The sequence below is a fragment of the Sphingomonas sp. Sphisp66 genome (assembly GCF_047324325.1).
Classification (GTDB): domain Bacteria; phylum Pseudomonadota; class Alphaproteobacteria; order Sphingomonadales; family Sphingomonadaceae; genus Sphingomonas.
On the sequence record NZ_CP168508.1, the window covers coordinates 2,806,161 to 2,827,592 of the forward strand.

The 21,432-nt window shown below is 67.4% G+C and carries 16 protein-coding genes; 11 read left to right on the forward strand and 5 right to left on the reverse strand.

Annotated elements, in window-relative coordinates; all coding sequences use genetic code 11:
• Position 1: 1 nt before the first annotated feature.
• The 4 genes from ACEN8G_RS13045 to ACEN8G_RS13060 are packed head-to-tail and all read left to right on the forward strand — an operon-like array spanning position 2 to position 10,840.
• Entirely contained in the window at positions 2-2,464 is a 2,463-nt protein-coding gene (locus tag ACEN8G_RS13045; RefSeq protein WP_413417000.1) for a hypothetical protein, read from the forward strand.
• Positions 2,461-7,800: a kelch repeat-containing protein gene (locus tag ACEN8G_RS13050; protein ID WP_413417002.1), complete on the forward strand. Its 5,340-nt coding sequence runs from the start codon at positions 2,461-2,463 to the stop codon at positions 7,798-7,800. The genes ACEN8G_RS13045 and ACEN8G_RS13050 overlap by 4 nt, the downstream gene beginning before the upstream one ends.
• Positions 7,797-9,992 carry a phage tail protein gene (locus ACEN8G_RS13055; RefSeq protein WP_413740582.1) on the forward strand — a complete coding sequence of 732 codons (2,196 nt, stop codon included), beginning with the start codon at positions 7,797-7,799 and terminating at the stop codon, positions 9,990-9,992. Before ACEN8G_RS13050 ends, ACEN8G_RS13055 begins: the two co-directional genes overlap by 4 nt.
• Entirely contained in the window at positions 9,989-10,840 is an 852-nt protein-coding gene (locus ACEN8G_RS13060) for a hypothetical protein (protein ID WP_413740583.1), read from the forward strand. Before ACEN8G_RS13055 ends, ACEN8G_RS13060 begins: the two co-directional genes overlap by 4 nt.
• 15 nt (positions 10,841-10,855) lie before the next feature.
• Here ACEN8G_RS13060 and ACEN8G_RS13065 read toward each other — a convergent pair whose 3' ends face one another.
• Together ACEN8G_RS13065 and ACEN8G_RS13070 are read right to left on the reverse strand one after the other, a co-directional pair.
• Positions 10,856-11,908, reverse strand: a complete 1,053-nt coding sequence (locus ACEN8G_RS13065; RefSeq protein WP_413414120.1) for a hypothetical protein — start codon at positions 11,906-11,908, stop codon at positions 10,856-10,858.
• 120 nt (positions 11,909-12,028) lie between these two features.
• Positions 12,029-12,583 (reverse strand): hypothetical protein, encoded by a 555-nt coding sequence (locus ACEN8G_RS13070; protein ID WP_413414119.1) that lies wholly within the window; start codon positions 12,581-12,583, stop codon positions 12,029-12,031.
• A gap of 155 nt (positions 12,584-12,738) precedes the next feature.
• Between ACEN8G_RS13070 and ACEN8G_RS13075 the strand changes: the two genes are divergently transcribed.
• The 3 genes from ACEN8G_RS13075 (at position 12,739) to nusG (ending at position 14,438) form a co-directional block, all read left to right on the forward strand.
• Complete coding sequence (locus tag ACEN8G_RS13075; RefSeq protein WP_307120324.1) at positions 12,739-13,311, forward strand: YqaA family protein; 573 nt, start codon at positions 12,739-12,741, stop codon at positions 13,309-13,311.
• A 355-nt stretch (positions 13,312-13,666) separates the two neighbouring features.
• A complete protein-coding gene (gene secE / locus ACEN8G_RS13080; RefSeq protein ID WP_413414118.1) occupies positions 13,667-13,864 on the forward strand; it encodes a preprotein translocase subunit SecE in 198 nt (65 codons plus the stop codon).
• A 34-nt stretch (positions 13,865-13,898) separates the two neighbouring features.
• The gene (gene nusG, locus ACEN8G_RS13085) at positions 13,899-14,438 is read left to right on the forward strand and encodes a transcription termination/antitermination protein NusG (RefSeq protein WP_307120322.1); all 540 of its coding nucleotides are present in this window, start codon (positions 13,899-13,901) and stop codon (positions 14,436-14,438) included.
• Between the two features lie 136 nt (positions 14,439-14,574).
• On the opposite strand, the gene ACEN8G_RS13090 is transcribed toward nusG, so the two are convergent.
• Positions 14,575-15,003 (reverse strand): hypothetical protein, encoded by a 429-nt coding sequence (locus ACEN8G_RS13090; RefSeq protein WP_413414117.1) that lies wholly within the window; start codon positions 15,001-15,003, stop codon positions 14,575-14,577.
• Between the two features lie 38 nt (positions 15,004-15,041).
• Positions 15,042-16,370 carry an MFS transporter gene (locus ACEN8G_RS13095; RefSeq protein ID WP_413414116.1) on the reverse strand — a complete coding sequence of 443 codons (1,329 nt, stop codon included), beginning with the start codon at positions 16,368-16,370 and terminating at the stop codon, positions 15,042-15,044.
• Between the two features lie 239 nt (positions 16,371-16,609).
• Here ACEN8G_RS13095 and cyoA point away from each other — a divergent pair, with 239 nt between their 5' ends.
• From cyoA to cyoD, 4 genes are read left to right on the forward strand one after another with little or no spacing between them, the layout of a single operon-like run.
• The gene (cyoA, locus tag ACEN8G_RS13100; protein WP_413414115.1) at positions 16,610-17,584 is read left to right on the forward strand and encodes a ubiquinol oxidase subunit II; all 975 of its coding nucleotides are present in this window, start codon (positions 16,610-16,612) and stop codon (positions 17,582-17,584) included.
• A gap of 15 nt (positions 17,585-17,599) precedes the next feature.
• Positions 17,600-19,600, forward strand: coding sequence for a cytochrome o ubiquinol oxidase subunit I (cyoB, locus tag ACEN8G_RS13105; protein WP_413414114.1), 2,001 nt, complete (start codon positions 17,600-17,602; stop codon positions 19,598-19,600).
• A 1-nt stretch (position 19,601) separates the two neighbouring features.
• Positions 19,602-20,237, forward strand: a complete 636-nt coding sequence (cyoC, locus tag ACEN8G_RS13110) for a cytochrome o ubiquinol oxidase subunit III (protein ID WP_413414113.1) — start codon at positions 19,602-19,604, stop codon at positions 20,235-20,237.
• Positions 20,234-20,584 carry a cytochrome o ubiquinol oxidase subunit IV gene (cyoD, locus tag ACEN8G_RS13115; RefSeq protein WP_413414112.1) on the forward strand — a complete coding sequence of 117 codons (351 nt, stop codon included), beginning with the start codon at positions 20,234-20,236 and terminating at the stop codon, positions 20,582-20,584. Before cyoC ends, cyoD begins: the two co-directional genes overlap by 4 nt.
• A gap of 195 nt (positions 20,585-20,779) precedes the next feature.
• Here cyoD and ACEN8G_RS13120 read toward each other — a convergent pair whose 3' ends face one another.
• Positions 20,780-21,427 (reverse strand): hypothetical protein, encoded by a 648-nt coding sequence (locus ACEN8G_RS13120; protein WP_413414111.1) that lies wholly within the window; start codon positions 21,425-21,427, stop codon positions 20,780-20,782.
• Positions 21,428-21,432 lie beyond the last annotated feature (5 nt).

Genomic DNA, 21,432 nt, shown 5'->3' on the forward strand with positions numbered 1-21,432 from the left:
CATGGCGGACGATACCAGGCCCACCGTCGTCCATTCGGTGCAGAGCGCAGGCTCGCTTCAGCTGGTCGTGCAGGTGCCCCAGGCGGTGGTGCTCCCCGCGCCGCCCGCGCTGCCGGACATCGCCATAAACGTGGTTCCCGATGCCGGCGCCGACGAAGCCGCGTCCCCTACCCCGCCGCCGTCCGCTGCCGCCGTCACCACACCGATACCGGCGCTCGATCTCCTGACCGTCTCGATCGCGGACCTGTTCGGCACGCCGGCCGACGTGGTGCACATCCACACGCTCGACGCGGATTCCGGCCTGCTCCACATCCAGGCGATCCCGCCGCCCGCCGATCCCGCCGCCGACGCGCCGGCCTATCGGCTCACCATCGGCGACATCTCGACCTGGTTCGCGCCCGAGTCCCGGGCGAACATCGCCACGCCGAAGACGCCGGTGCAGCCTCCGCCCGGCCAGGCCGCGATCAACTATCTCGGCCGCGACTATGCCGCCTTCACTGCGCTGATGCGCTCGCGCGTCGCGCAGATCGTCCGCGACGATTCCGCCTGGGCGCTCGATCATCCCGCCGATCCGATGACGACGATCATCGAAGCGCTCGCATATGCCGGCGATCACCTCTCTTTCCGCCAGGACGCTGCGGGAACCGAATCCTACCTCCCCACCGCCCGCCACCGCCTCTCGCTGCGCCGCCATGCCCGGCTGCGCGACTATGCGGTCAATGACGGGTGCAACGCGCGCACCGCCCTGGTCTTCACGGTCAAGGGTAATGGCGTGATCCCACGCGGGCTGCAGGTGGTGACGCAGCAGCCCGGCGTGGTGAAGATGAATCTGCCGGTGAACCAGCAGCTCGCCGCAAGCACCACCGTGTTCGAGACGATGACCGACATCCCGGTCTCGATCCTGCGCAACGACCTGAGCTTCCCGCTCGCCCGCTCCACGACCTATACGCTGCCGGAAGGGGCGATCCAGGCCCAGCTCAACACCCCCCAGACCGGCCTCGTTCCCGGCCAGCTGATCGCTTTCGTCCAGACGATTCCCCCTGCCGGCGTCGCCCAGCCCTTCGGCGCGCAGGTGGTGCGTCTGCTCAAGGTCGAGCTGCTGCCCAATGGCAACAACCCGCCCTATGCCACGGTGATCACCTGGCACCCCGAGGATGCGCTGACCCGGCCGATGACCATCGCCGTGCAGAACCAGCCCGGCATGGTGCAGCTCTACGGCAATGTCGGGCTCGCCGATCATGGCCGTACCCAGGCGGCGACGCCGGTCCCGGATACGGTGCCGGCCGGCCGCGCCTATCGCCCGATGATCGAAGTGGAGGACCCGGTATCCGCCGCCCCGCCTCCCGGCTTCGCCGCGGCGTTCGACGGGTCGCAGGACATCACGGAATCGGCGCTGTTCGTGCCCTCGGCCAAGGCGAGCCTCACCCCCCAGCCGGCTGCGGCGAACCTGTGCGTGCGCATGGCCGGCGTCCGACCGGGCATGGCCAAGGTCGCCGATATCTGGACCGCGCGTGCAGACCTGATGAGCACGCCGGCAGCAGGCCGAGCCTTCGCGGCGGCGCCCGAGGACGGTATCGGCGGCAACCGGCGGCATCTGTTCCTGCGCTTCGGCGACGGCGCGCTCGGCGAAGCGCCGCCACCCGGCACGGCGTTCACCGCCACCGTGCGCGTCGGCGACGGGCAGAGCGGCCGGGTACGCGCCAATGCGCTGGTCCAGATCGTCGGATCGAACGCACTGATCGGCTGGGTGACCAACCCCCTGCCCGCCTCGCCGGGCGAGCCGGAGCGGAACGAGAGCGTCCGCCTGTTCGCGACGACCAGCTTCCGCACCAATCTGCGCGGCATCGAGCCGACCGACTGGGACCGCATCGCCCGCACCGATCCGCTGGTCACCGAGGTCGAGGCGCATCTGAACAACGGCTACGCCCCCTGCACCGTCGGCATCGCCACCGTCGACACGGTGATGCTGGGCAACCCGCCTTCGCAGGATGCCACCTACAAGATCGCGAAGGCACGGCTGGCGGATTATGCCGTGCTCGGCGCCCCGCCGGTGATCGAGCAGGGCACCGACGTGCCGGTCGACATCGCGCTGGTCGTCTATTGCACCCAGGGCACCAACATCACCGCAGCGCGCGAGCGGCTGCTCCAGCGGATCGGCGCGGGCGCCCGCTCCGATGGCGGCCCCGCCCATTTCCACCCGACCGCCTGGCCGCTCGGCCGCTCCGTCCTGCTCTCCGACCTGATGCAATTGCTGCACGCGGACCCCGCGGTCTCGCTGGTGGTCAGCGATCCGGACATGGATCCGCGCGTGGTGTTCCGCACGGTAAGCGGCGGCGACACCACCGAGGACAATATCCGCGCCGGCCTGATCCGTATCACCGCCACCCAGCGCGCCCGCGCCGAGAATGACCGGCTCGATCCAACGATGGGGAGCGTCCGCCTCTATGTGGCGGTGTCGAAATGAGCAGCAACGGCCCCGATGACGAGATCTCGGCCGGGCTCGGCGACTATACGCGCTTCAAGCAGGAGATGCTCGACCTGATCCCGCGCGTGGTGGTGGACACCAAGGGCAGCGGCATCATCCATCCGCTCGCGCGCCTCAACCGCAACGTCCCGAGCGATCCGACGCTCGCGATGATCGATGCCTTTGCCGAGGTCGCCGACGTGCTGTCCTTCTATCAGGACCGGGTGCTCAACGAAGGCTATCTGTCGACGGCGATCGAATATCGCAGCCTCGCGCTGATCGGCCGAGGCCTGGGCGAGAGCCCCGGCACCTTCATCGGCGCGACGGCCGAGATCGCGGTCTTCGCCCAGCCGGGCGACCCGGTGATGGTGCCCCAGGGCGCGGCGATCCAGGCGACCCCGCCCACGTCGCGCGGATCGAGCAGCGCCGCCGGCAGTAGCCCGACCGGAAGCACGGCCAGCAGCAACATCACCACCACGTCATCGTCGTCCACCCAGAGCACGTCCACCGCCCCGACGAGCGTCAGCGCCAGCACCGCAGCGGCGGTCGCCTCCGCACCGGTGTTCGAGACCGCCACCTCGCTCTCCGCCGTCCCGTCGCTCAACCAGCTCACCCCGCAGCAGACGCGTCCGGCCTGGGTCACTGCCGACGCGACCGAGCTGCTGCTCGCCGGCACCGGGCTCGGTCTCCAGGTCGGCGACTTCCTGCTCTACAAGCGCGTCACGCCCGCGCCGATCCAATGGGTGCGGCTGACCGTGTTCTCGGTCAGCGAGAACCACACGCTGTCGACCACCACCGTGGGGATCGGCGCGCCGATCGGCCAGCAATGGGGCGCCAGCGGCGCGACCGATCCGCTGCCGCCCAACGAAGCCAATGGGCTCGAACTCTACGCCTTCGATCTAACCTGCCGGCTGTTCGGCTACAACGCGGCGTCCTGGTCGTCCCAGTCCGCCGCGGTCCAGCGTGCCAACACGCCGACCGGCAAGGTCCCCTCCGAATATTCCGAATGGCCCGGCTATGCGATCGACCTGAACCAGCTCGATCTCCAGGCGGTCTATCCCAAAGTCCTCCCCGGCAGCCAGTTCCTGCTCGAGACGCCCGAGGACAAGACGCTGGGCATCATCGAAGCGGTGTCGCGCCAGAACATCTCCGAATTCAACATGTCGGGCCAGGTCACCGAAGTGGTATTGAAGCCCGATCCGGCGACCCTGCCGACCGGATCCGCGCTGATCCCCTCGCGCATGGGGCACAGCGCCACCACGCTCAGCGACGGCCGGGTGCTGCTCGTCGGCGGCATCGGCGTGCAGGGCGTGCTCGACAGCGTCGAAATCTACGATCCCACCAGCCAGCTCGTCAGCCAGATCGACAAGCTGCCGGAACCGCGCGCGCTGCACACTGCCACGATGGTCGACGGCAAGGTCTATCTCACCGGCGGCGTGAAGCAGGACTGGTCGCTGGCGGAAACGGTGATGGTGTTCGATCCCTCGACCATGCGCTTCAGCCTGGTGCAGGATGCGGCGCTCGAAGTGCCGCGCGTCGGTCATGCCGCCACCTTGCTCCCGAACAACCAGATCATGCTGAGCGGCGGCCTTACGCTCTCCACCAACCAGTCCTATGACAAGATCCAGGACCTGTTCGCCGACCTCAAGGCGACCAGCTCGGTGATGGTCTACAACCCCGCGGCGCCCGCGTGGCAGACCAGCATCAATCTCGCCCGCGCCCGCGCCGGCCACAGCGCCACGCTCTGCCCGGTGGTCAAGAGCCAGGCCGATGGTGGTACCTCGGCGACGCCGCCCGTCGCCAGCACAGTGATCTTCGCCGGCGGCCATGACGGTGGCGCCGCCCCGCCGGGCTTTCCGGACAGCGGCAAGGCCGTCGGCACGGTGTGGGACGATGTCGAGGTCACCGACACGGTTGCCTGGCAGCCAACCGGCAAATGCTACGCAATAGCAGCGAATGGCGCCACCGGCAGCGCCCGGTATGCCCAGGTCGCGGTGGCACTGCCGAACAATATGGGCTTCCTGCTCACCGGCGGTCAGTCGGCCACCGGGCCGGTCGGCGACGACTGGCTGATCGGCGCGTTCGCCGATTATCAGAACCCGGTCGACGGCGGTCCGTCGGCGGTTCCGACGTTCATCCCCGCACCGGCCCTGGCCGGCCCTCGCTCGAACCACGCCGCGGCGCTGCTCCCGGGCAACAAGGTCGCGGTGGCCGGCGGCGTCTCGGGCACGACCGTGCTTGCCACGGTCGAGACCTTCGCGGTCAGCGCGGGGGTCAGCATTCCCTTCGACGGCACCGAAGTGCTCGCCCCCGGCATCGTCGGCGCCCCGCTGCCTACCCAGCAGGGCTATCCCGCCTTCGCCGCGCTGGCGCAGGATTATCTCCTTCTCGCCGGCGGCCTCACCGCGCTGTCGCCCGATGCCAGCACGCCGCCCACCTATACCGGCGCGGTGGTCGCGCTCGATGCCGATGTCGGCACGATGCAGACGCTGCCCGGGCCGGTGCTGACCACGCCCTTCACCCTCGCGCCGACCGGGACCATCCTGCTCGCCGACGGCACGATCCTGATCGTCGGCGCGACCCAGCCCGAGCCCTTCCCCACGCCGACGACGAGTATGAGCGGCTTCTCCTGGACCTTCGATCCCGGCACCGGCCTCTCGACCGCGGCGGGTGCCCCGCTCACTCCGCGCATCGGCGCGACCCTGTCGCTGCTCGCCAACGGCACGGTCCTCTATGCCGGCGGCTACGGGATCGGCGACAATGGCTATGCGGTGCTCGACACCGCCGAAGTCTATGATCCCAAGAGCCGCACCTTCCGCAAGGTCGGCAACAAGATGACCACGCCGCGCTGCGGCCACACTGCGACAGTGCTGACCGATGGATCGGTGCTGCTCGCCGGCGGCTTCGCGGTTCCCCCGATCGTCTACGACCCGCCCGGCGTCGAGGCGATCTACGTTCCCTCGCTCGCCACGGCCGAGACCTTCGCCACCGCTACCCAGGCCTTCACCGCGATCACCACGGTCTTGAACGACGGCTTCGCGCTGCATTCGGCGACGCTGCTCGCCAATGGCGACGTGCTGATCGCCGGCGGGTTCAGCGCCTTCCAGTCGGTCGCGCATTTCGAGCGGATCGAGATCTGGCCGACCGCCCAGGCAGCGGTGTTCAACATCGCCGCCCAGGCCTTCGCCACCATCGCCGCCATGCCGGTGCCGCGCGCGATGCATTCTGCGACCTTGCTGCCCGATGCCCGGGTGCTGCTCGCCGGCGGCGCGACCGACTGGACCATGGCGCCGACCACCGGCACCGTGGTCTTCGATCCCAGCAGCTTCGCCTTCGCGACTGGCCCCAGCCTCTCCGCCGCGCGCCGCTCGCAGGGCGCGGTGCTCGTCGACGAGGGCGTGCTGATGATGGGGGGCGACACCGACTCGACCTATGAGATCGTGCCGCCGAGCGGCGTCGCCGGCGAGCCAGCCTATCCGCTGCCGATCTCGCTACCCTCGCCCGACTATCCCAATCTGGTGTCGCTCACCGAGGGCGTGAACCTGATCCCGCTCGCCGGGCACGGCGTCTACGCCTTTGGCGGCCAGGTCGGCGAGGACGGCAGCTCCACCTGCACCGCCGTGCTCTATGTCGAGGCGCCGCCGCCCGCAGACTCCGACGCACGCCGCCAGGCGCTGGTCTACACCCAGAGCGCCCGGCTCTATCTCGCACCACCGATCGACGATGCGCCGCTGCCCGGCAACACGCCGATCGGCCAGCTGGCGATAACCGACGACACGCTCGTCCTGACCGGCCTGATCGACCAGATTGTCGTCGGCCAGGCGCTGCTCCTCGCCGGCAATCCGCCACTGGCACGCACGGTGGGCGGCGTCTCCCTCGTCGGCGGCGCCAAGCTGCCCGAGGACACGCTGGTAATGGTCTATTCGCCGATCCCCCAGCGCGACGAGAGCTGGTGGTGGGCCAACCTGCCCGATACCGGCAATCTCTCGCTGGAGACCGATCCCAAGGGCGAACCGCCGTCGGACTTCGTCTACCTGTCGGGCAACGGCACCACCATCGGCAACGTCACCTCGGACGAGCTCGCGCTGTTCACCCGCCCGGTCCAGAGCGAGGCGGTGACGGTCAAGGCGATCGCCCGGTCGTCGCAGGACAATACGACGACACTGACCCTGCAGCAGCCGCTGCGCTATCTCTATGACCGCACGACTACGACGGTGTACGGCAACGTCGTCGAGGTGACCCAGGGCAGCACCGTCCCGAACGAGGTGCTGGGCAGCGGCGACGGCCAGAAGCCCTTCCAGCAGTTCATGCTCAAGCAGGCGCCGCTGACGTGGCTCGAGGATGCGGATGGCTCGATCGCGCCGCAGCTCAGCGTCACGGTCAACGGCGCGGTATGGCAATGCGTGCAGGCGCTGGGCAGCATGGGGCCGGACGCGCGCGCCTATCAGCTCACTCAGGATGCCCAGGGCCGCGCCCAGGTCACCTTTGGCGACGGCGTGCACGGCCTTCGCCCGCCGACCGGTACCGACAATATCACGGCCACCTACCGGGTCGGCGCGGGGACCAACGGCAACGTCGCCGCCGGCAGCATCACTCGCGCGCCGATGGGCGTCGGCGGGGTCAGGGGCGTGCTCAATCCGGTGCCGGCGAGCGGCGGCATCGGAGCGCCGCTACGCGGCGGGCTTCGCGACCAGATCCCCATCGGCGTCGCAGATCTCGGGCGGATCATCAACCGGCAGGACATGGTCAGCTTCGTGCTCAACCGGCCCGAGGTCGGCGCGGCGGTGCTCGATGTCGTGGTGGACGACGACACCGTCGCCCAGGAACGCCGCAACGCCTTCCTGCTCACCCTCGCCGCGCCGCAGAACGGCGTGCCCGACATGGCCTCGCCCGCCTTCAAGTCGCTCGAAGCCGCGGTCGATGCGGCACAAGCGACCCGGCTGAACATCTTCCTGCTCCCCTTCGAGCCGGTGCCGTTCAAGGTCTCGGGCTGGTTCACCGCCGACAAGGGCGCCGACGTCCATGCGATCCAGCAGTCTATCACCGACGCGATCCGCGCCGCCTATGCGCTGCCGGCGATGGCGTTCGACGAACTGGTCCGCGCCAGCGAGATCTCCCGCATCGTCAACGGCATCGCAGGGGTGACGGCGAGCGGGATCACCGATCTCTGGGCACCGACCCAGTCGAGCGGCGGCCCTCCCGTCCACCACCAGCAGGTGCTGGCACCGAAGCGTGCCCAGCTCGTCCCGGCGACCGGCGCGCAGATCCTCTATGTCAGTGCCGATGCCGACGCCGTAACCTTCACCGAATCGGACACCGGGGAGCCGACGCAATGACCGAAACGCCCCCCGGCACGCCACTTCCCGATCCGCTCTACGAGCTGCTGCCGCCGATATTCCGGATGGCGGACATCCCCCAGGGCTATCCGCTGCTCGCCCTGTGCAAGGTGTTCGATCATGTCCGCGAGGAGATCGGGGATTCGATCCGCGAGCTCGAGGACGCCTGGTTCATCCAGACCTGCCCGCTCCAGCTAATCCCCTATATCGCCGCGCAGCTCGGGCTGGAGGTGGCGCAGCCGGTACGGCCCGAGCACCGCGCGCTCGTCGCCGATGCACTCGGCTTCCGGCGGCGCAAGGGCATCGCCGCCGCCATCCCGCGCCGCGTGCGCGACGGCAGCGGCTGGTATTCGCTCTACGCGCCCGGCACGACGACGCCCTTCGCCACCTGGCCGCTGCCCGACGCCGAGCCCCAGCCGCTCGCCGACACTACGTCCGCGCCCGCGCCGACCCAGCCCGACGACCCGCCCGTCGATCCCACCGGCGAGTCCGTCGGCCTGCTCCGCGTATGGCGCCTGCCCAGCTTCGCGATGACCAGCGTCACGCCGTTCGGCGCCTCGACCCCGCACCTCTACCATTTCAATCCGCTCGGCCTGACGCAGCCGCTCTACAACCTCGCCAACACGCCGCTCGAATGGGTCGCCGCGCCGCCGGTCACCGCGCTGCCGGTGAAGCTCACCACCGCGATGCTCGCCGCCGACCTCGCCCAGTACAACCGCGTCTGGACGACGCCCGGCACCGGCCCCGGCAGCTCGATGCTCTATGGCAGTGAGCGCGGACTGGTGATCCGCTACAAGCAGACCAGCACCTCGGACTGGACTACGCTCGGCGCCGATGGCGTGCGGGCGATGCCGCTCGGCACCGACTCCGTCCAGCCTCCGGCGCCGGACTATCCGCTGCTCCAGGGCGGCGCGATAAACCTGCAATCGGTCACCGCGCAGACGACAACGCTCAACATGAACTATGGCGATGCGCATGCGGTGCTGGCGATCGATGTGCCCGCCGCGCCGTCGATGAGCCAGCTGCTCGCCCTGCTCCAGCAGGCGATCGCCAGCTGTACCGTCACTCCCGGCACCCAGGTGACCGAGGCGGACGTCCGCGCGCTGATCTGCGGCGTGCTCGGCAATGCGCTGCTGATCGTGCCGACGGTGCCCACCGCATCGCTGTCGCTGCTGCCCGCACCCGGCAGCCAGGACCCGCTGCTGCTCACCGGCAGCGCCCGCACCGGCATCGCCGCGGCGACCCTGCCGCTCGACCAGCACCTGCTCGACGTGGTCAACGGTGCCGCGCCCGGCACGGTGATGACCTTCACCGCACCGACCAAGAAGGTGCTCAACCTCAACCTGCCCTTCTCCACGCCGGTGACCACGCCGGCCGAGGCGGAGGCAGCGTTCGCGGCGAAGCTCACCAACTGCTTCGTCACTTTGGTGGGCGACCGGGTGGTGATCGTCGCCCCGGCCTCGACGCAGACGCCGATGGCCCCCACGCCGCCCGCCTGGGAGCTGGGCCTGGTCCCCGCCGCGACGATCGATCCCGAGCAGGGGCTCTTCAGCTGGCCCTCAGCCTGGGGCGGGCCTGCCGCGCTCAGCGTCGACTATGGTATCGCCATGCCCGGCGCGATCGGCGGGATCGGCCTGCGCCCCGCGCTTCCCACCCCGGCCAATGCCGTGACGCTCTATGACGCCGGCAACACCGGCTGGATCGTCAACCAGCTGAGCCTGTGGGAAAGCAACCCCAAGCCCTTCACGGTGCTGGTGCTGCAATCAAGCGCGACCCGCTACATCAACGCCCAGAAGATCGCCCCGCCACCGGGCGACAAATTATGGGTCGTCTCGGCCGCCGGCAGCCAGGCGCTCCTCAACGTTTCGAATCCGACCTCCTTCTCCCTGACCGGCCCCAGCTCGGGCACGCTGGGCAGCTTCGGCATGTCGGGGATCCTGTTCCAGGGCGCGATCTGGCTCAATGGCGGCAATCTCGAGCTCAACCTGCTCGACATGACGCTGCTCCCGCCCAGCGGCAGCGCGATCATGCCCGCCCCGCCGCCGCCTCCGCCACCCCCACCACCACCGCCGCCCGCGCCTTCCCCCTCGCCGACACCGGCCCCGACTCCGGCTGCTTCACCGACGCCGACGCCCGCACCGGCGCCGTCCCTCCCCCACCACCACCGCCGCCCTTCAACGGCAAGGCGGTGATCACCCTGGAGCGGACGATCGCCGCCCCGCTCGATTTCAGCCGGGTGGAGGGCACGGTCACTCTCGAAAGCTGCGTGCTGAGCCCGCTGCACGTGCCGCCGGACGACATGACCCGGCCGGTGCTCTATTTGCCCCTCGCCACCGCCCATATCGCCCGCACCACCTTGATGGGAGCCGCCGAGATCAGCGCAGGCGGCGACGCGCTCGACTCGCTGTTCGCCGGGCCGCTCCACTGCTCGGGCAGCATGACCTTCTCGAACTGCTACGTCACCGAGCTGCGCTATCTCGTCGCCGGTGCCGGGGCAGCCGGGGCCGAGGCGGCGCTCGACGCTGCGTCGGTGCCCGCGCCGGCACCAACACCCACGCCCACAGCGACCCCAATACCCGCACCCGCACCGCCCAGCCTGATGGTGGCGCGCTGCAAGAGCTGCGGGAAAACCAGCGGCGTGGGCGGCAGCAACGTCCTGCTGCGCCACCTCGTGCTCGGCACGCCCGCCGCCAACTACTGCAGCTGCACCACGCCCTCGGACTCGACGGTCACCGCCTGCACCACCTGCACCGATCCGAATTGCGCCCTCACCTGCCCGGTGCGCGCGACGGGGACCAGTTTCCAGTTCGGCACCGCGCCGCCGGTCTTCTTCCCCGACAACGCCTATCCGCTCCCCGATTTCGCCCGGCTCGAGCCCTATCCGGCGAACCCGCGGATCATCGATACGGGCGCGACCAACCGCGACCAGCTCGGCGCCTACAACCTCGCCGTGCCCTCCGGGCGGCGTGCCGAGCTCGCCGTCGCGCTGGAGGATGCGCTGCTCGAAGGCTTCACGCTGGACCTGAATTTCGAGAGCTGAGCGCGGCCCGGCGGCTCAGAATTCGTCCATGGCGGAGGAAGAGATGGTGGTCCTGCTCCGTTTGTGCCCGTCGACCAGGTCCTCGAAATCCTCGACCCTGTCCGGATCGATGCGCCGCCCGTCGGTGCCGACCAGATATTCGTCATCGTCATCGACGGCGACGCCCCTCGGCACGCGGGGCGGCGACATCGTCATGGCATAGTAGGAACCGGGCGTCATCGGCACCTGCATCTCGTCATCGTCCTCATCCCAGTCGTCGGGCTTCTCGACATGGACGTGGAGGCGGTCGGAGACCGGGATGTTGATCGTGGTGTGCGGCCCGTAATCGGGGATGTTGCCGTGCATGTTGTTGGCCGCCTTGAGCAGCCGCTGCACGACCGGCGAATGGAGGTCGAGAGTATCGCCCTTGCCCTTCGATGTCTCCAGAGCCCCCACGGCGGCGCGAAGTTCGTCCAGCTGGGCTTTCACCGCCTTCTTGTACCAGTCGAGCTCGTCCGGGTCGCTGATGTGCGGAACGTTCAACTGGGCGCGCTCGACCGTCGCGTCATGGAGCCGTTTGGTCCAGCGTTCGAGTGCCGCGTTGTCGTCCGTCCCGTTGAGATAGAAGCCCACACTCCGCTCGATCGCCGAATAAGGAAAGCGATGCGGCATCGCGAGGTCTTCTTCCGAAGGCTTGAGGCCCGACTGATCCGTGCCGGTCTGCAGCCCATAGGTGACCTTGGCGAGCGCATAGGCGGTGCTCGAGAAATTGGGACGCGTCTTGCCGCCGCTCTTCGCGACCAGGGCATAATTGTCGGTGAGGTGCTGATAATAGTCCTGGTCGTTCGCGAAGGTGGTGGTCGGTGCGGTTCTCGCGGCCAACTCGCCGACATGCTTCTTCCATCCGCGCTTGAGATCGTCGCCGATCGCCTTTTCGGTGTCCTCGATAAGCTTCGTGGTCGCCATGCCGCCGGTGGTGTTGTAATAGCCCTTGTGCTTCCCCGCCGAAATCTTGAGCACGCGCTGGACGACTCCGCCGGACGGCACCGGGCTCGCGATCGGCACCCGGGCGATGTCGTGGACCGGCATCGGCGCCGCCCCTGGCGGCTGGTGCAACGACACCGGCGCTTCCGCAGGACGCCCCGGCGCTCTTTGGCTTGCAGCAGATGGACTGCGACCGGGCGCGTGCAATAGGCGCATTGTCTGCGCCTATTTGATCCGCATGATCGGGATCAGCGTCAAATACGGCGGCAGCGGCACGGTGAAGGCTCCGTCGCCGATGGTGTGATGATGATTGCCGTCGTTCTTGCCGTCGCCATTCTTGGTCAGGTTGTAGCGCCAGTCCGTGTGCGGGGCATTGTCCTGGATGATGCCGGGGGACTGGTTATCGGCCGATGAGGAAGTCGTCGATCCGGTGCCGAAGCTGCCATTCTGCCAGCCATTGACGCTGTATCCCCCCGCATTCCCATAAGGGATCGTGCCGGCACCCAGGATGAAGCGATCGATCAGGCTCGGCAGGCGCGTCCCGTCGAACGGGCTGTCCTTGTCGCTCACCAGCTGTCCGTCGCACAGCACGAAGCCCGGCGGAAAGACCAGCACGAGCGGCCCGTTCTGGTCGTTCGGATTGGTCTTGAACGCGGTGGGCGGCGGATACCAGAAGAGCACCGTGCCGACGGGCGCGGCGTAGAGAATCTCCACGGGCGGCTGCGACGGGGTCGCCGGTGCCGCCGGGGAACTCGGGCTTGCGGGTGCGCTCGTCGCCATGGCCCGGAGGCTAGGATTGGGGCCCGGCACCCGCAAGGCGAATTGCCTCCGAAAAGGCCCAATGCGGCGCAGGGAGCGGGCGCGGCATGGACAAGTCCCGGCGCCACCCATAAAGGACGGCTCTCCCTTCCCGCACGGAAAGTTGCCCGGTCCCGATGTTCCGACCTCTGTACGACTGGGTGCTGCGCATGGCGCATCACCGCCATGCGCTGCCGGCGCTGTTCACCGTTTCGTTCGCCGAGGCCAGCTTCTTCCCGATCCCGCCCGACGCGATGATGATGCCGATGGTGCTCGCGCGCCGCGACCGTGCGTTCCTGATCGCCGGCATCTGCACGCTCGGCTCGGTGCTGGGCGGCATTTTCGGCTATGCGATCGGCTATTTCCTGACCGACTTCGCGAACCAGGTGCTCGAATTCTTCAAGCACAACGCGTTCCATGAATTCACCGAGCAGTACAACAAGTACGGCTGGGCGATCATCCTGGTGAAGGGCCTGACGCCAATCCCGTTCAAGCTGGTGACCATTGCCAGCGGCCTGTCGCACTATCCCTTCGCACTTTTCGTGTTGCTCGCCACGATCACCCGCAGCGCCCGCTTCTTCCTCGTCGCGACGCTGCTCAAGATCTATGGCGCGCCGGTGCAGGAGTTCGTCGAAAAGCGGCTGGACCTGTTCGCCTGGGGCTTCCTGGCGCTCATCGTGCTGGGCTTCGTCGCGGTCGCGCTGTTCTAACCGCCCTCGCAATCCCTACCTCGTCATCCCCGCGAAGGCGGGGATCCAGGGTAGCGAAGGACGGTGGATGCAATCGAGCATCGGCTAACCGGAAACACCGGAGCGGGCCGCCCGCTCCCAGCCCGTGGCCCTGGATCCCCGCCTTCGCGGGGATGACGGTGAAATAGACGTTCCGGGCTCGGTCAAACGCTCCGTTTCTTTTCCTCGCGCCGCCAGCTTGCACCCTTGCTCGCGACTCGCTAGATACAGCACCCAATCCGACAGCGTGGGTGGGAAAGCACCGGTTCCTTCAGGAAGGACCGGGCAGCGGACCCGTGCCCCGCAGGCGGCGAACTTTGAAGCGAGGATGGCCCCAGTGGCGAAGACCAGTCCGACCGAATTCGTGAAGCAGGTGCAGACCGAGGCCCGCAAGGTCGTGTGGCCGTCGTGGCGCGAGACGTTCATGACCGGCGTGATGGTCATGATCATGACCACGCTGCTCGGCGTGTTCTTCTTCGGCATCGACTCCGTCTTCGACTTCATCGTCAATTCGCTGCTGCGCCTAGCGCAGTAAGCCGCACCGAAGAACCAAAGGGAAAAACGAACGCATGGCGCGCTGGTACATCATCCACGCCTATTCGGGCTTCGAGGGCAAGGTCCGCGACCAGATCCTGGCCGACGCCGCCCGCATGGGCCTCGACCGCCTGGTCGAATCCGTCGAGGTGCCGACCGAGACCGTCACCGAGGTTCGCCGCGGCAAGAAGATCCAGTCCGAGCGGAAGTTCTTCCCGGGCTATGTCCTCGCCAAGCTCGAGATGAACGACGACGTCTATCACCTGGTGAAGAACACCCCGAAGGTGACCGGCTTCCTCGGCTCGTCGGGCAAGCCCCAGCCGATCAGCGAGGCCGAGGCCGCGCGCATCCTCAACACCAAGGACGAGGCGGCCACCGCCGCGCCCAAGGCGAAGGTCAAGGTCGACTACGACATCGGCGACACCGTCAAGGTCACCAGCGGCAACTTCGCGACCTTCTCGGGCGTGGTCGAGGAGCTCGATTACGACAAGAGCCGGGTTAAGGTCTCGATCTCGATCTTCGGCCGCGCCACGCCGCTGGAGCTGGGCTTCGAGGACGTCGAGCGCATCAAGTAAGCGCGCGCGATCCTGGGATCACGAAAGGGCCGGGGCGAAAGCTCCGGCCTTTTTCGTTGACGGCGGGAAGCGACGGCGACGCGGCGCTACCGCTAGGCCAAGCCGCCACCGTCAACCCAGCATGTTAGTGGGATGATCAGTTCGAGGATATGGCGCCGGCGTCCGCATCCGCAAGCAGCGGATAGACCAGCGCGATCTCCCGCCCGATCCGCTCGCGCATCGCCGCGCGCATGGCGTGGGAGGCGTCGCGATATTCGTCCCACCGGGTGGTGATCTCGCGGATCGTCCAGCTGGAGATATGCGTGGTCGAGGCGAAGCGATCGTGCTGCGCCCCTGCCCGCAGCGCCTCGATATCGGCCCTGCCCTGGTCGCCGGCCCGGGCGATAAGGTCGGGATAGAGCCGTTCGAGAAGCGCGCTCCGTGCCCGGCTGGCGCGGGTGAGCGCGAGGCGGACGGCGGAAAGCGCCTGCATGGGCGGCTCCGGGCGTGCCGCCAGCGCTTCCAGCTCGTCGAGCTTGGTCCCTATCTCTGCGTGCAGCCGCTGCAGCTCGTCATATGCGCTCATCGCTCAGGACAATGCGCGGCGGTCGCTTTGTATCCGGATCAGGCTTCCTTGCTGCCCCATTCGCGGTTGAGCCCCAGCGCCGCCAACGTGCAGACCGCGCCCGAGAGGAGGTAGGCGCCGACCGCCAGCAGCCCGAAACTGCTCGCCAGGAACAGTGCGGCCAGTGGCGCGAAACCGGCGCCGATGAACCAGGACGCGGTCGCCGTCGTGCCCGCGCCGGTGTAGCGGCGCTTGGCCGAGAAGCTCGAATTCACCGCGCCCGAGCTCTGCCCGAACGACAGGCCGAGCAGGATGAAGCCAAGGATCATGTACACCCACTCGCCGGTCGATCCGGTGCCGAGCAGCTGCGGCGCGAAGCCGCTATAGGCGGCGATGAAGGCGGCCGAGACGCCGAGCAGGGTGCGGCGGCCGATCCGGTCTGCGATATAGCCCGACAGGACCACCGCGATCAGCCCCACCGCGGCGCCGACCAGCTCGATCACCAGGAAATGCTCGGCCGGCTCGCCCTTCAGCACCACCCAGGAGAGCGGGAAGACGGTGACGAGGTGGAACAGCGCGAAGCTGGCGAGCGGGGCGAAAGCGCCCAGGATCACGGTGCGTCCCTCCTCGCGGAACAGCTCGCCCACCGGTGTCGGCTGCAGCTCCTGGCTCTCGTAGAGACGCTCGAACTCGGGGGTCGAGATCAGGCGCAGCCGGGCGAACAGCGCGACCACGTTGATCACGAAGGCGACGAAGAACGGATAGCGCCAGCCCCAGTCGAGGAAGTCGGCCGAGCTCAGCGCGGTCAGCAGGAAGGCGAAGACGGCGGCGGCTACGAACAGGCCGATCGGCGCGCCGAGCTGCGGGATCATCGCATAGAAGCCGCGCTTCTCGTGCGGGGCGTTGAGCGAGAGCAGTGAGGGCAATCCGTCCCAGGTGCCGCCCTGCGCGAAGCCCTGGCCGAGCCGGAACAATGCGAGCAGCGCCACCGCCACCCCGCCCGCCTGGCCATAGGCCGGCAGGAAGGCCATCGCCGCGGTCGAGCCGCCGAGTAGGAACATCGCGATGGTCAGCTTGACCCCGCGGCCATGCTTGCGGTCGAGCCAGATGAACAGCAGCGCGCCGAACGGCCGGGCGATGAAGGCCAGCGCGAACACCGCGAAGGAATAGAGCGTGCCGGTCAGCGCATCGACATAGGGGAAGATCACCGCCGGGAAGACGATCACCGATGCGATGGCGTAGACGAAGAAGTCGAAGAATTCCGAAGCGCGGCCGATGATGACGCCGACGGCGATGTCGGACGGGCGCACGTCATGCCCCCGCGCATTGATCAGCCGGGCGTCGCGCTCGAGCTGCGTCGAATTCGTCGTGCTCAGCGTGGCCACCATCCTTCGGTCCTCTTCCACTCGCCGCGCATGCACAGGCACGGATGCGCAACGACCCAGTTCCATGATAGTTTCCCGCCTAGTCTATCGTCAGTCGCGTGCCTTTGACATCGGTCAAAGGCAGAAGAGCATTAGGGGGATAGCTGGGGCGCATGCTGAGACCAGGATCCAAGCTGCTTCGCCGGGCCTTTGGGGGCCTTTCCATACTTGCCCTGCCCCTGCTTCTGGGCGGCTGCGACAAGATGGTCGTCATGAACCCGACCGGCGACATCGCCGTGCAACAGCGCAATCTCATCCTGTTCTCTACCGGGGTGATGCTGCTGATCATCGTGCCGGTGATGGCGCTGACCATCTGGTTCGCCTGGAAATACCGGCGCAGCAACCCGAACAAGACCTATGACCCCGATTTCGATCACTCGACCACGCTCGAGCTGATCATCTGGACCTGCCCGCTGCTGATCATCATCGCGCTGAGCGCAGTCACCTGGACCAGCACCCATCTGCTCGATCCCTTCCGCCCGCTCGAGCGCATCGCGCCCGGCAAGCCGATCCCCGCCGGCGCCAAGCCGCTCAAGGTGCAGGCGATCGGGCTCGATTGGAAATGGCTGTTCATCTATCCGGACCTCGGCATCGCCACGGTCAACGAGCTGGCGCTGCCAGTCGATCAGCCGGTGCATTTCTCGATCACCTCGACCGACCAGTTCAACACCTTCTACGCCCCCACCCTTGCCGGCATGATCTATGCGATGCCGACGATGAAGTCGGAGCTGCACGCGGTGCTCAACAAGGGCGGCGACAGCTGGGGCTATTCGGGCAACTATACCGGTGCCGGCTATTCGGACATGCGCTTCAAGCTGCGCGGGATGGACAAGGCCGGTTTCGACCAGTGGGTCGCCGGGGTGAAGGCGGGCGGCGCGCTCGACACCGCGAGCTATCTCCAACTCGCCAGGCCGAGCGCGAAGGTGCCGGTGATGCACTTCTCCACCGTGGTGCCGGGCCTGTTCGACAGGATCGTCAACCAGTGCGCCAAGCCCGGCAAGCCCTGCATGGTCGACGTGATGCGCGACGACATGATGCGTGCCCGGCGGAATCCCGGGAAGGAGCCGCCGCCCAGCAAGCCCACATCAGAACCGGCCGAGCCGCATCACGAGGGCATGAACATGTCCGCCCTCCCTCCCCTCCGCATGCCCGGCGCCCCGCGCGCCGCCCAGGCCTGAGCCAACGGAACCGCCATGACCGACAATCTGATCCAGACAGTGTTCGGACGCCTGCGCTGGGAGTCCCTGCCCTTCCTGCACGAGCCGATCCTGCTCGGCACCTTCGTCGTCGTCGCGCTGCTCGGCCTCGGCCTGGTCGGCGTGGTGACCAAGTACAAGCTCTGGGGCTATCTCTGGAAGGAATGGTTCACCAGCGTCGATCACAAGAAGATCGGCATCATGTACATCATCCTGGGCATCGTGATGCTGCTGCGCGGCTTCTCCGATGCGCTGATGATGCGCGCGCAGCAGGCGATCGCCTTCGGCGACAATCCGGGCTATTTGCCGCCGCACCATTATGATCAGATCTTCACCGCCCACGGGACGATCATGATCTTCTTCGTGGCGATCCCGCTGATCGTCGGCATCGTCAATTTCGTGATGCCGCTCCAGATCGGCGCGCGCGACGTCGCCTTCCCGTTCCTCAACAATCTCAGCTTCTGGCTGACGGTGGCGGGCGCGGTGCTGGTGATGCTCTCGCTGTTCGTCGGCGAGTTCGCCCGCACCGGCTGGCTCAGCTACGCGCCGCTGGCCGGGTTGCAGTACAGCCCCGACACGGGCGTCGACTATTACCTATGGTCCCTCCAGATAGCCGGCGTCGGCACCACCCTCTCGGCGATCAACATGGTCGCCACCGTGATCAAGATGCGCGCGCCCGGCATGACGATGATGAAGATGCCGGTCTTCACCTGGACCGCGCTCTGCTCGAACGTCCTCGCCATCGCCATCTTCCCGGCGCTGACCGCAGCCTTCTTCCTGTTGCTGCTCGATCGCTACGCGGGCACGCACTTCTTCACCAACGAGCTCGGCGGCGCGCCGATGATGTACTGGAACATGGTGTGGATCTGGGGTCACCCCGAGGTCTATGTCCTCGTGCTCCCGGCCTTCGGCATCTATTCCGAGATCACCTCGACCTTCACCGGCAAGCGGCTGTTCGGCTATTCGTCGATGGTCTACGCCACGGTGGTCATCACGATCCTGTCGTACCTCGTCTGGCTGCACCATTTCTTCACCATGGGCGCCGGCCCTACGGTCAACAGCTTCTTCGGCATCGCCACCATGGTGATCTCGATCCCGACGGGCGCGAAGATCTTCAACTGGCTGTTCACGATGTACCGCGGCAACATCCGCTTCGAGCTGCCGATGATGTGGGTGGTCGCCTTCATGCTCACTTTCACCGTGGGCGGCATGACCGGCGTGCTGCTCGCCATCCCGCCGGCCGACTTCGTGCTGCACAACTCGCTGTTCCTGGTGGCGCACTTCCACAATGTGATCATCGGCGGCGTCGTGTTCGCGCTGTTCGCCGGCATGGTCTACTGGTTCCCCAAGGCCTTCGGCTTCAAGCTCGACGACTTCTGGGGCAAGGTCGCCTTCTGGGGCTGGGTGATCGGCTATTGGGTCGCCTGGACGCCGATCTACATTGTCGGCCTGATGGGCACCACGCGCCGCGTGAACCATTTCGACGACCCCAGCTTCCAGCCCTATTTCGTCATCGCGATGATCGGCGCGGTGATCATCCTGGTCGGCATCCTCGGCTTCGTGATGAGCATCTTGGTCGGCTGGCTTAAGCGCGAGCAGCACAAGGACGTCACGGGCGATCCCTGGGAGGGCCGCACGCTCGAATGGTCGACCGCCTCGCCCCCGCCCGCCTACAACTTCGCGTTCACGCCGGTCATCCACGACCTGGATGCCTGGTACGACATGAAGAGCCGCGGATATACGCGCCCGACCACCGGCTTCCGTCCGATCCACATGCCGAAGAACACCGGCGCGGGCGTCATCCTCTCGGCGCTGGCGCTGGTCTTCGGCTTCGCGATGATCTGGTACATCTGGTGGCTCGCCGCCCTCAGCTTCGCCGGGCTGTTCGCGGTCGCGGTGGGCCATACCTTCAACTTCAAGCGCGACTATTACATCCCGGCCGAGGAAGTCGCCGCAACCGAGGACAAGCGCACCAAGCTGCTTGCACAGGGGGCCTGACATGACCGACCACGCACTGGAACCCCAGGCCGAGCCGGTCTGGCACCTGACCGAGGAAGAGGAGCATCACGATCACGGGGCCAGCGGCCCCACGATCCTGGGCTTCTGGATCTACCTGATGAGCGACGCGCTCATCTTCGCCTCGCTGTTCGCGATGTTCGGGGTAGTGGCGAGCGCCTATGCCGGCGGCCCGGTCCCGCGCGAGATCTTCGACCTCAAGCTCGTCGCGCTCAACACCGGCCTGCTGCTCGCCTCGTCGATCACCTTCGGGGAAGCGATGCCGCACATGGAAGCGGGCCGGGTCGGCCCCGTCCGCTTTTGGCTGGCGCTCACCGGCCTGCTCGGCGCAGGCTTTGTGGGAATCGAGCTCTATGAGTTCTCGCACCTGATCGCGGAGAATGCCGGACCGGACCGCAGTGCCTTCCTCTCGGCCTTCTTCACCCTGGTCGGCACCCACGGCGCGCACGTCACCGTCGGCCTAGTGTGGATCGTCACCATGCTGATCCAGCTCGGCCAGCACGGCCTCAACGCCGCGACCAAACGCCGACTGATCTGCCTGTCGATGTTCTGGCACTTCCTCGACATCATCTGGATCGGCGTCTTCACCTTCGTCTATCTCTATGGAGTGGTCCGTTGAGCACCCCGCACGAAACGCCCGGCACGCACGGGCACGGCAATGGCCACCGCATCGGCTCGCTGCTCGCCATCGTCCTGACGGTGATCCCGTTCTGGCTGGTGATGAGCGGCTCGCCGCTCTCGCCCGGCTGGACCGTGGCGGCGATCTTCGCCTTCGCGATCGTCCAGATCATCGTCCATGTCGTCTTCTTCCTGCACCTCGACACGCGGTCAGAGGGCGGATGGACGCTGCTCGCCTTCCTGTTCACCGCGGTGATCGTGATCCTGACGATCGGCGGCTCGGTGTGGGTGATGTACCACCTCAACGCCAACATGATGCCGATGCCGCAGGACATGGGCGGGCACTGAAAGCCCTCTCCCCCTGGGAGAGGGTTGGGTGAGGGCAGCTCGTCCGCGAGTGCTTTCGCCTGAGGCGCGCCTGCCCTCATCCCTCCCACCGCCTATCGGCGGCGGGCCATCGTTGGGCCGGCCATGCTCCCAGCATGGCCTGAACAGCGCGGGGCGCTGTTCACCCAACGATCTTCTCCCAATGGGAGAAGGGAATTAGATCGCGATCTCGGTCCACTCGATCGTCGAGCCGCCACCGCTCTGGGACTGGTTGCTGCTCGTGTTGTAGGCGCCCATCTTCGGGTAGAAATGGCGCCCACTCTTCAGGCTGCCGTCGAAGACGGTCCCCGCCTTGTCCCCGTCCGGGTTCGACTTCTTGCAGACCACGCCGTTGATCCGGTATTCCGGCGTCTGCCCGGTGCTCACCGACACGCTGACGTCATAGGAGCTGCCGATCACCACGGTCGGCGCACCACTGCAGACCTGCCCGCCCTGCACCACGTAGAACTCGAAATTGCCGCCCGACTTGGGCCGCACCGCGAGCTGGGTGATCGGTTCGGACGGACCTGAAGTGCTTCCCGCCGCAACGACGTTGAGCACCTGCATCACGCTCACATACTTCCCGCCGCTCACCAGCTTGAACCGCCCGCTCGCCGAGACGCCGGTGGTGCTGGACGTACCGCGCAGCTCCGCCCGTCCGGGCGTGCTGTCGGTCCGCTGCTGGATAGTGAAGCGCTTGCCGTTGCTGATATTGGTGATGCTGCCGCGGGCATCGACGTCAGTGGTATAGGCCCAGGCGACCCCCGCGGTAGCGAGGATCAGGCCGGTGGCCGCGAGTGCAGCCGTACGATTATGCTTGAACATGGCAT

Excerpts from the sequence above, each read along its gene's own strand:
- ACEN8G_RS13090 (WP_413414117.1), bottom strand. The coding sequence starts at position 15,003 with ATGAGCGCATATGACGAGCTGCAGCGGCTGCACGCAGAGATAGGGACC.
- ACEN8G_RS13045 (WP_413417000.1), top strand. The coding sequence starts at position 2 with ATGGCGGACGATACCAGGCCCACCGTCGTCCATTCGGTGCAGAGCGCA.
- cyoA (WP_413414115.1), top strand. The coding sequence starts at position 16,610 with ATGGTCGTCATGAACCCGACCGGCGACATCGCCGTGCAACAGCGCAAT.
- cyoC (WP_413414113.1), top strand. The coding sequence starts at position 19,602 with ATGACCGACCACGCACTGGAACCCCAGGCCGAGCCGGTCTGGCACCTG.
- ACEN8G_RS13075 (WP_307120324.1), top strand. The coding sequence starts at position 12,739 with ATGTTCCGACCTCTGTACGACTGGGTGCTGCGCATGGCGCATCACCGC.
- nusG (WP_307120322.1), top strand. The coding sequence starts at position 13,899 with ATGGCGCGCTGGTACATCATCCACGCCTATTCGGGCTTCGAGGGCAAG.
- ACEN8G_RS13065 (WP_413414120.1), bottom strand. The coding sequence starts at position 11,908 with ATGCCGGTCCACGACATCGCCCGGGTGCCGATCGCGAGCCCGGTGCCG.
- ACEN8G_RS13070 (WP_413414119.1), bottom strand. The coding sequence starts at position 12,583 with ATGGCGACGAGCGCACCCGCAAGCCCGAGTTCCCCGGCGGCACCGGCG.
- cyoB (WP_413414114.1), top strand. The coding sequence starts at position 17,600 with ATGACCGACAATCTGATCCAGACAGTGTTCGGACGCCTGCGCTGGGAG.
- ACEN8G_RS13055 (WP_413740582.1), top strand. The coding sequence starts at position 7,797 with ATGACCGAAACGCCCCCCGGCACGCCACTTCCCGATCCGCTCTACGAG.
- ACEN8G_RS13120 (WP_413414111.1), bottom strand. The coding sequence starts at position 21,427 with ATGTTCAAGCATAATCGTACGGCTGCACTCGCGGCCACCGGCCTGATC.
- ACEN8G_RS13095 (WP_413414116.1), bottom strand. The coding sequence starts at position 16,370 with ATGGTGGCCACGCTGAGCACGACGAATTCGACGCAGCTCGAGCGCGAC.
- ACEN8G_RS13050 (WP_413417002.1), top strand. The coding sequence starts at position 2,461 with ATGAGCAGCAACGGCCCCGATGACGAGATCTCGGCCGGGCTCGGCGAC.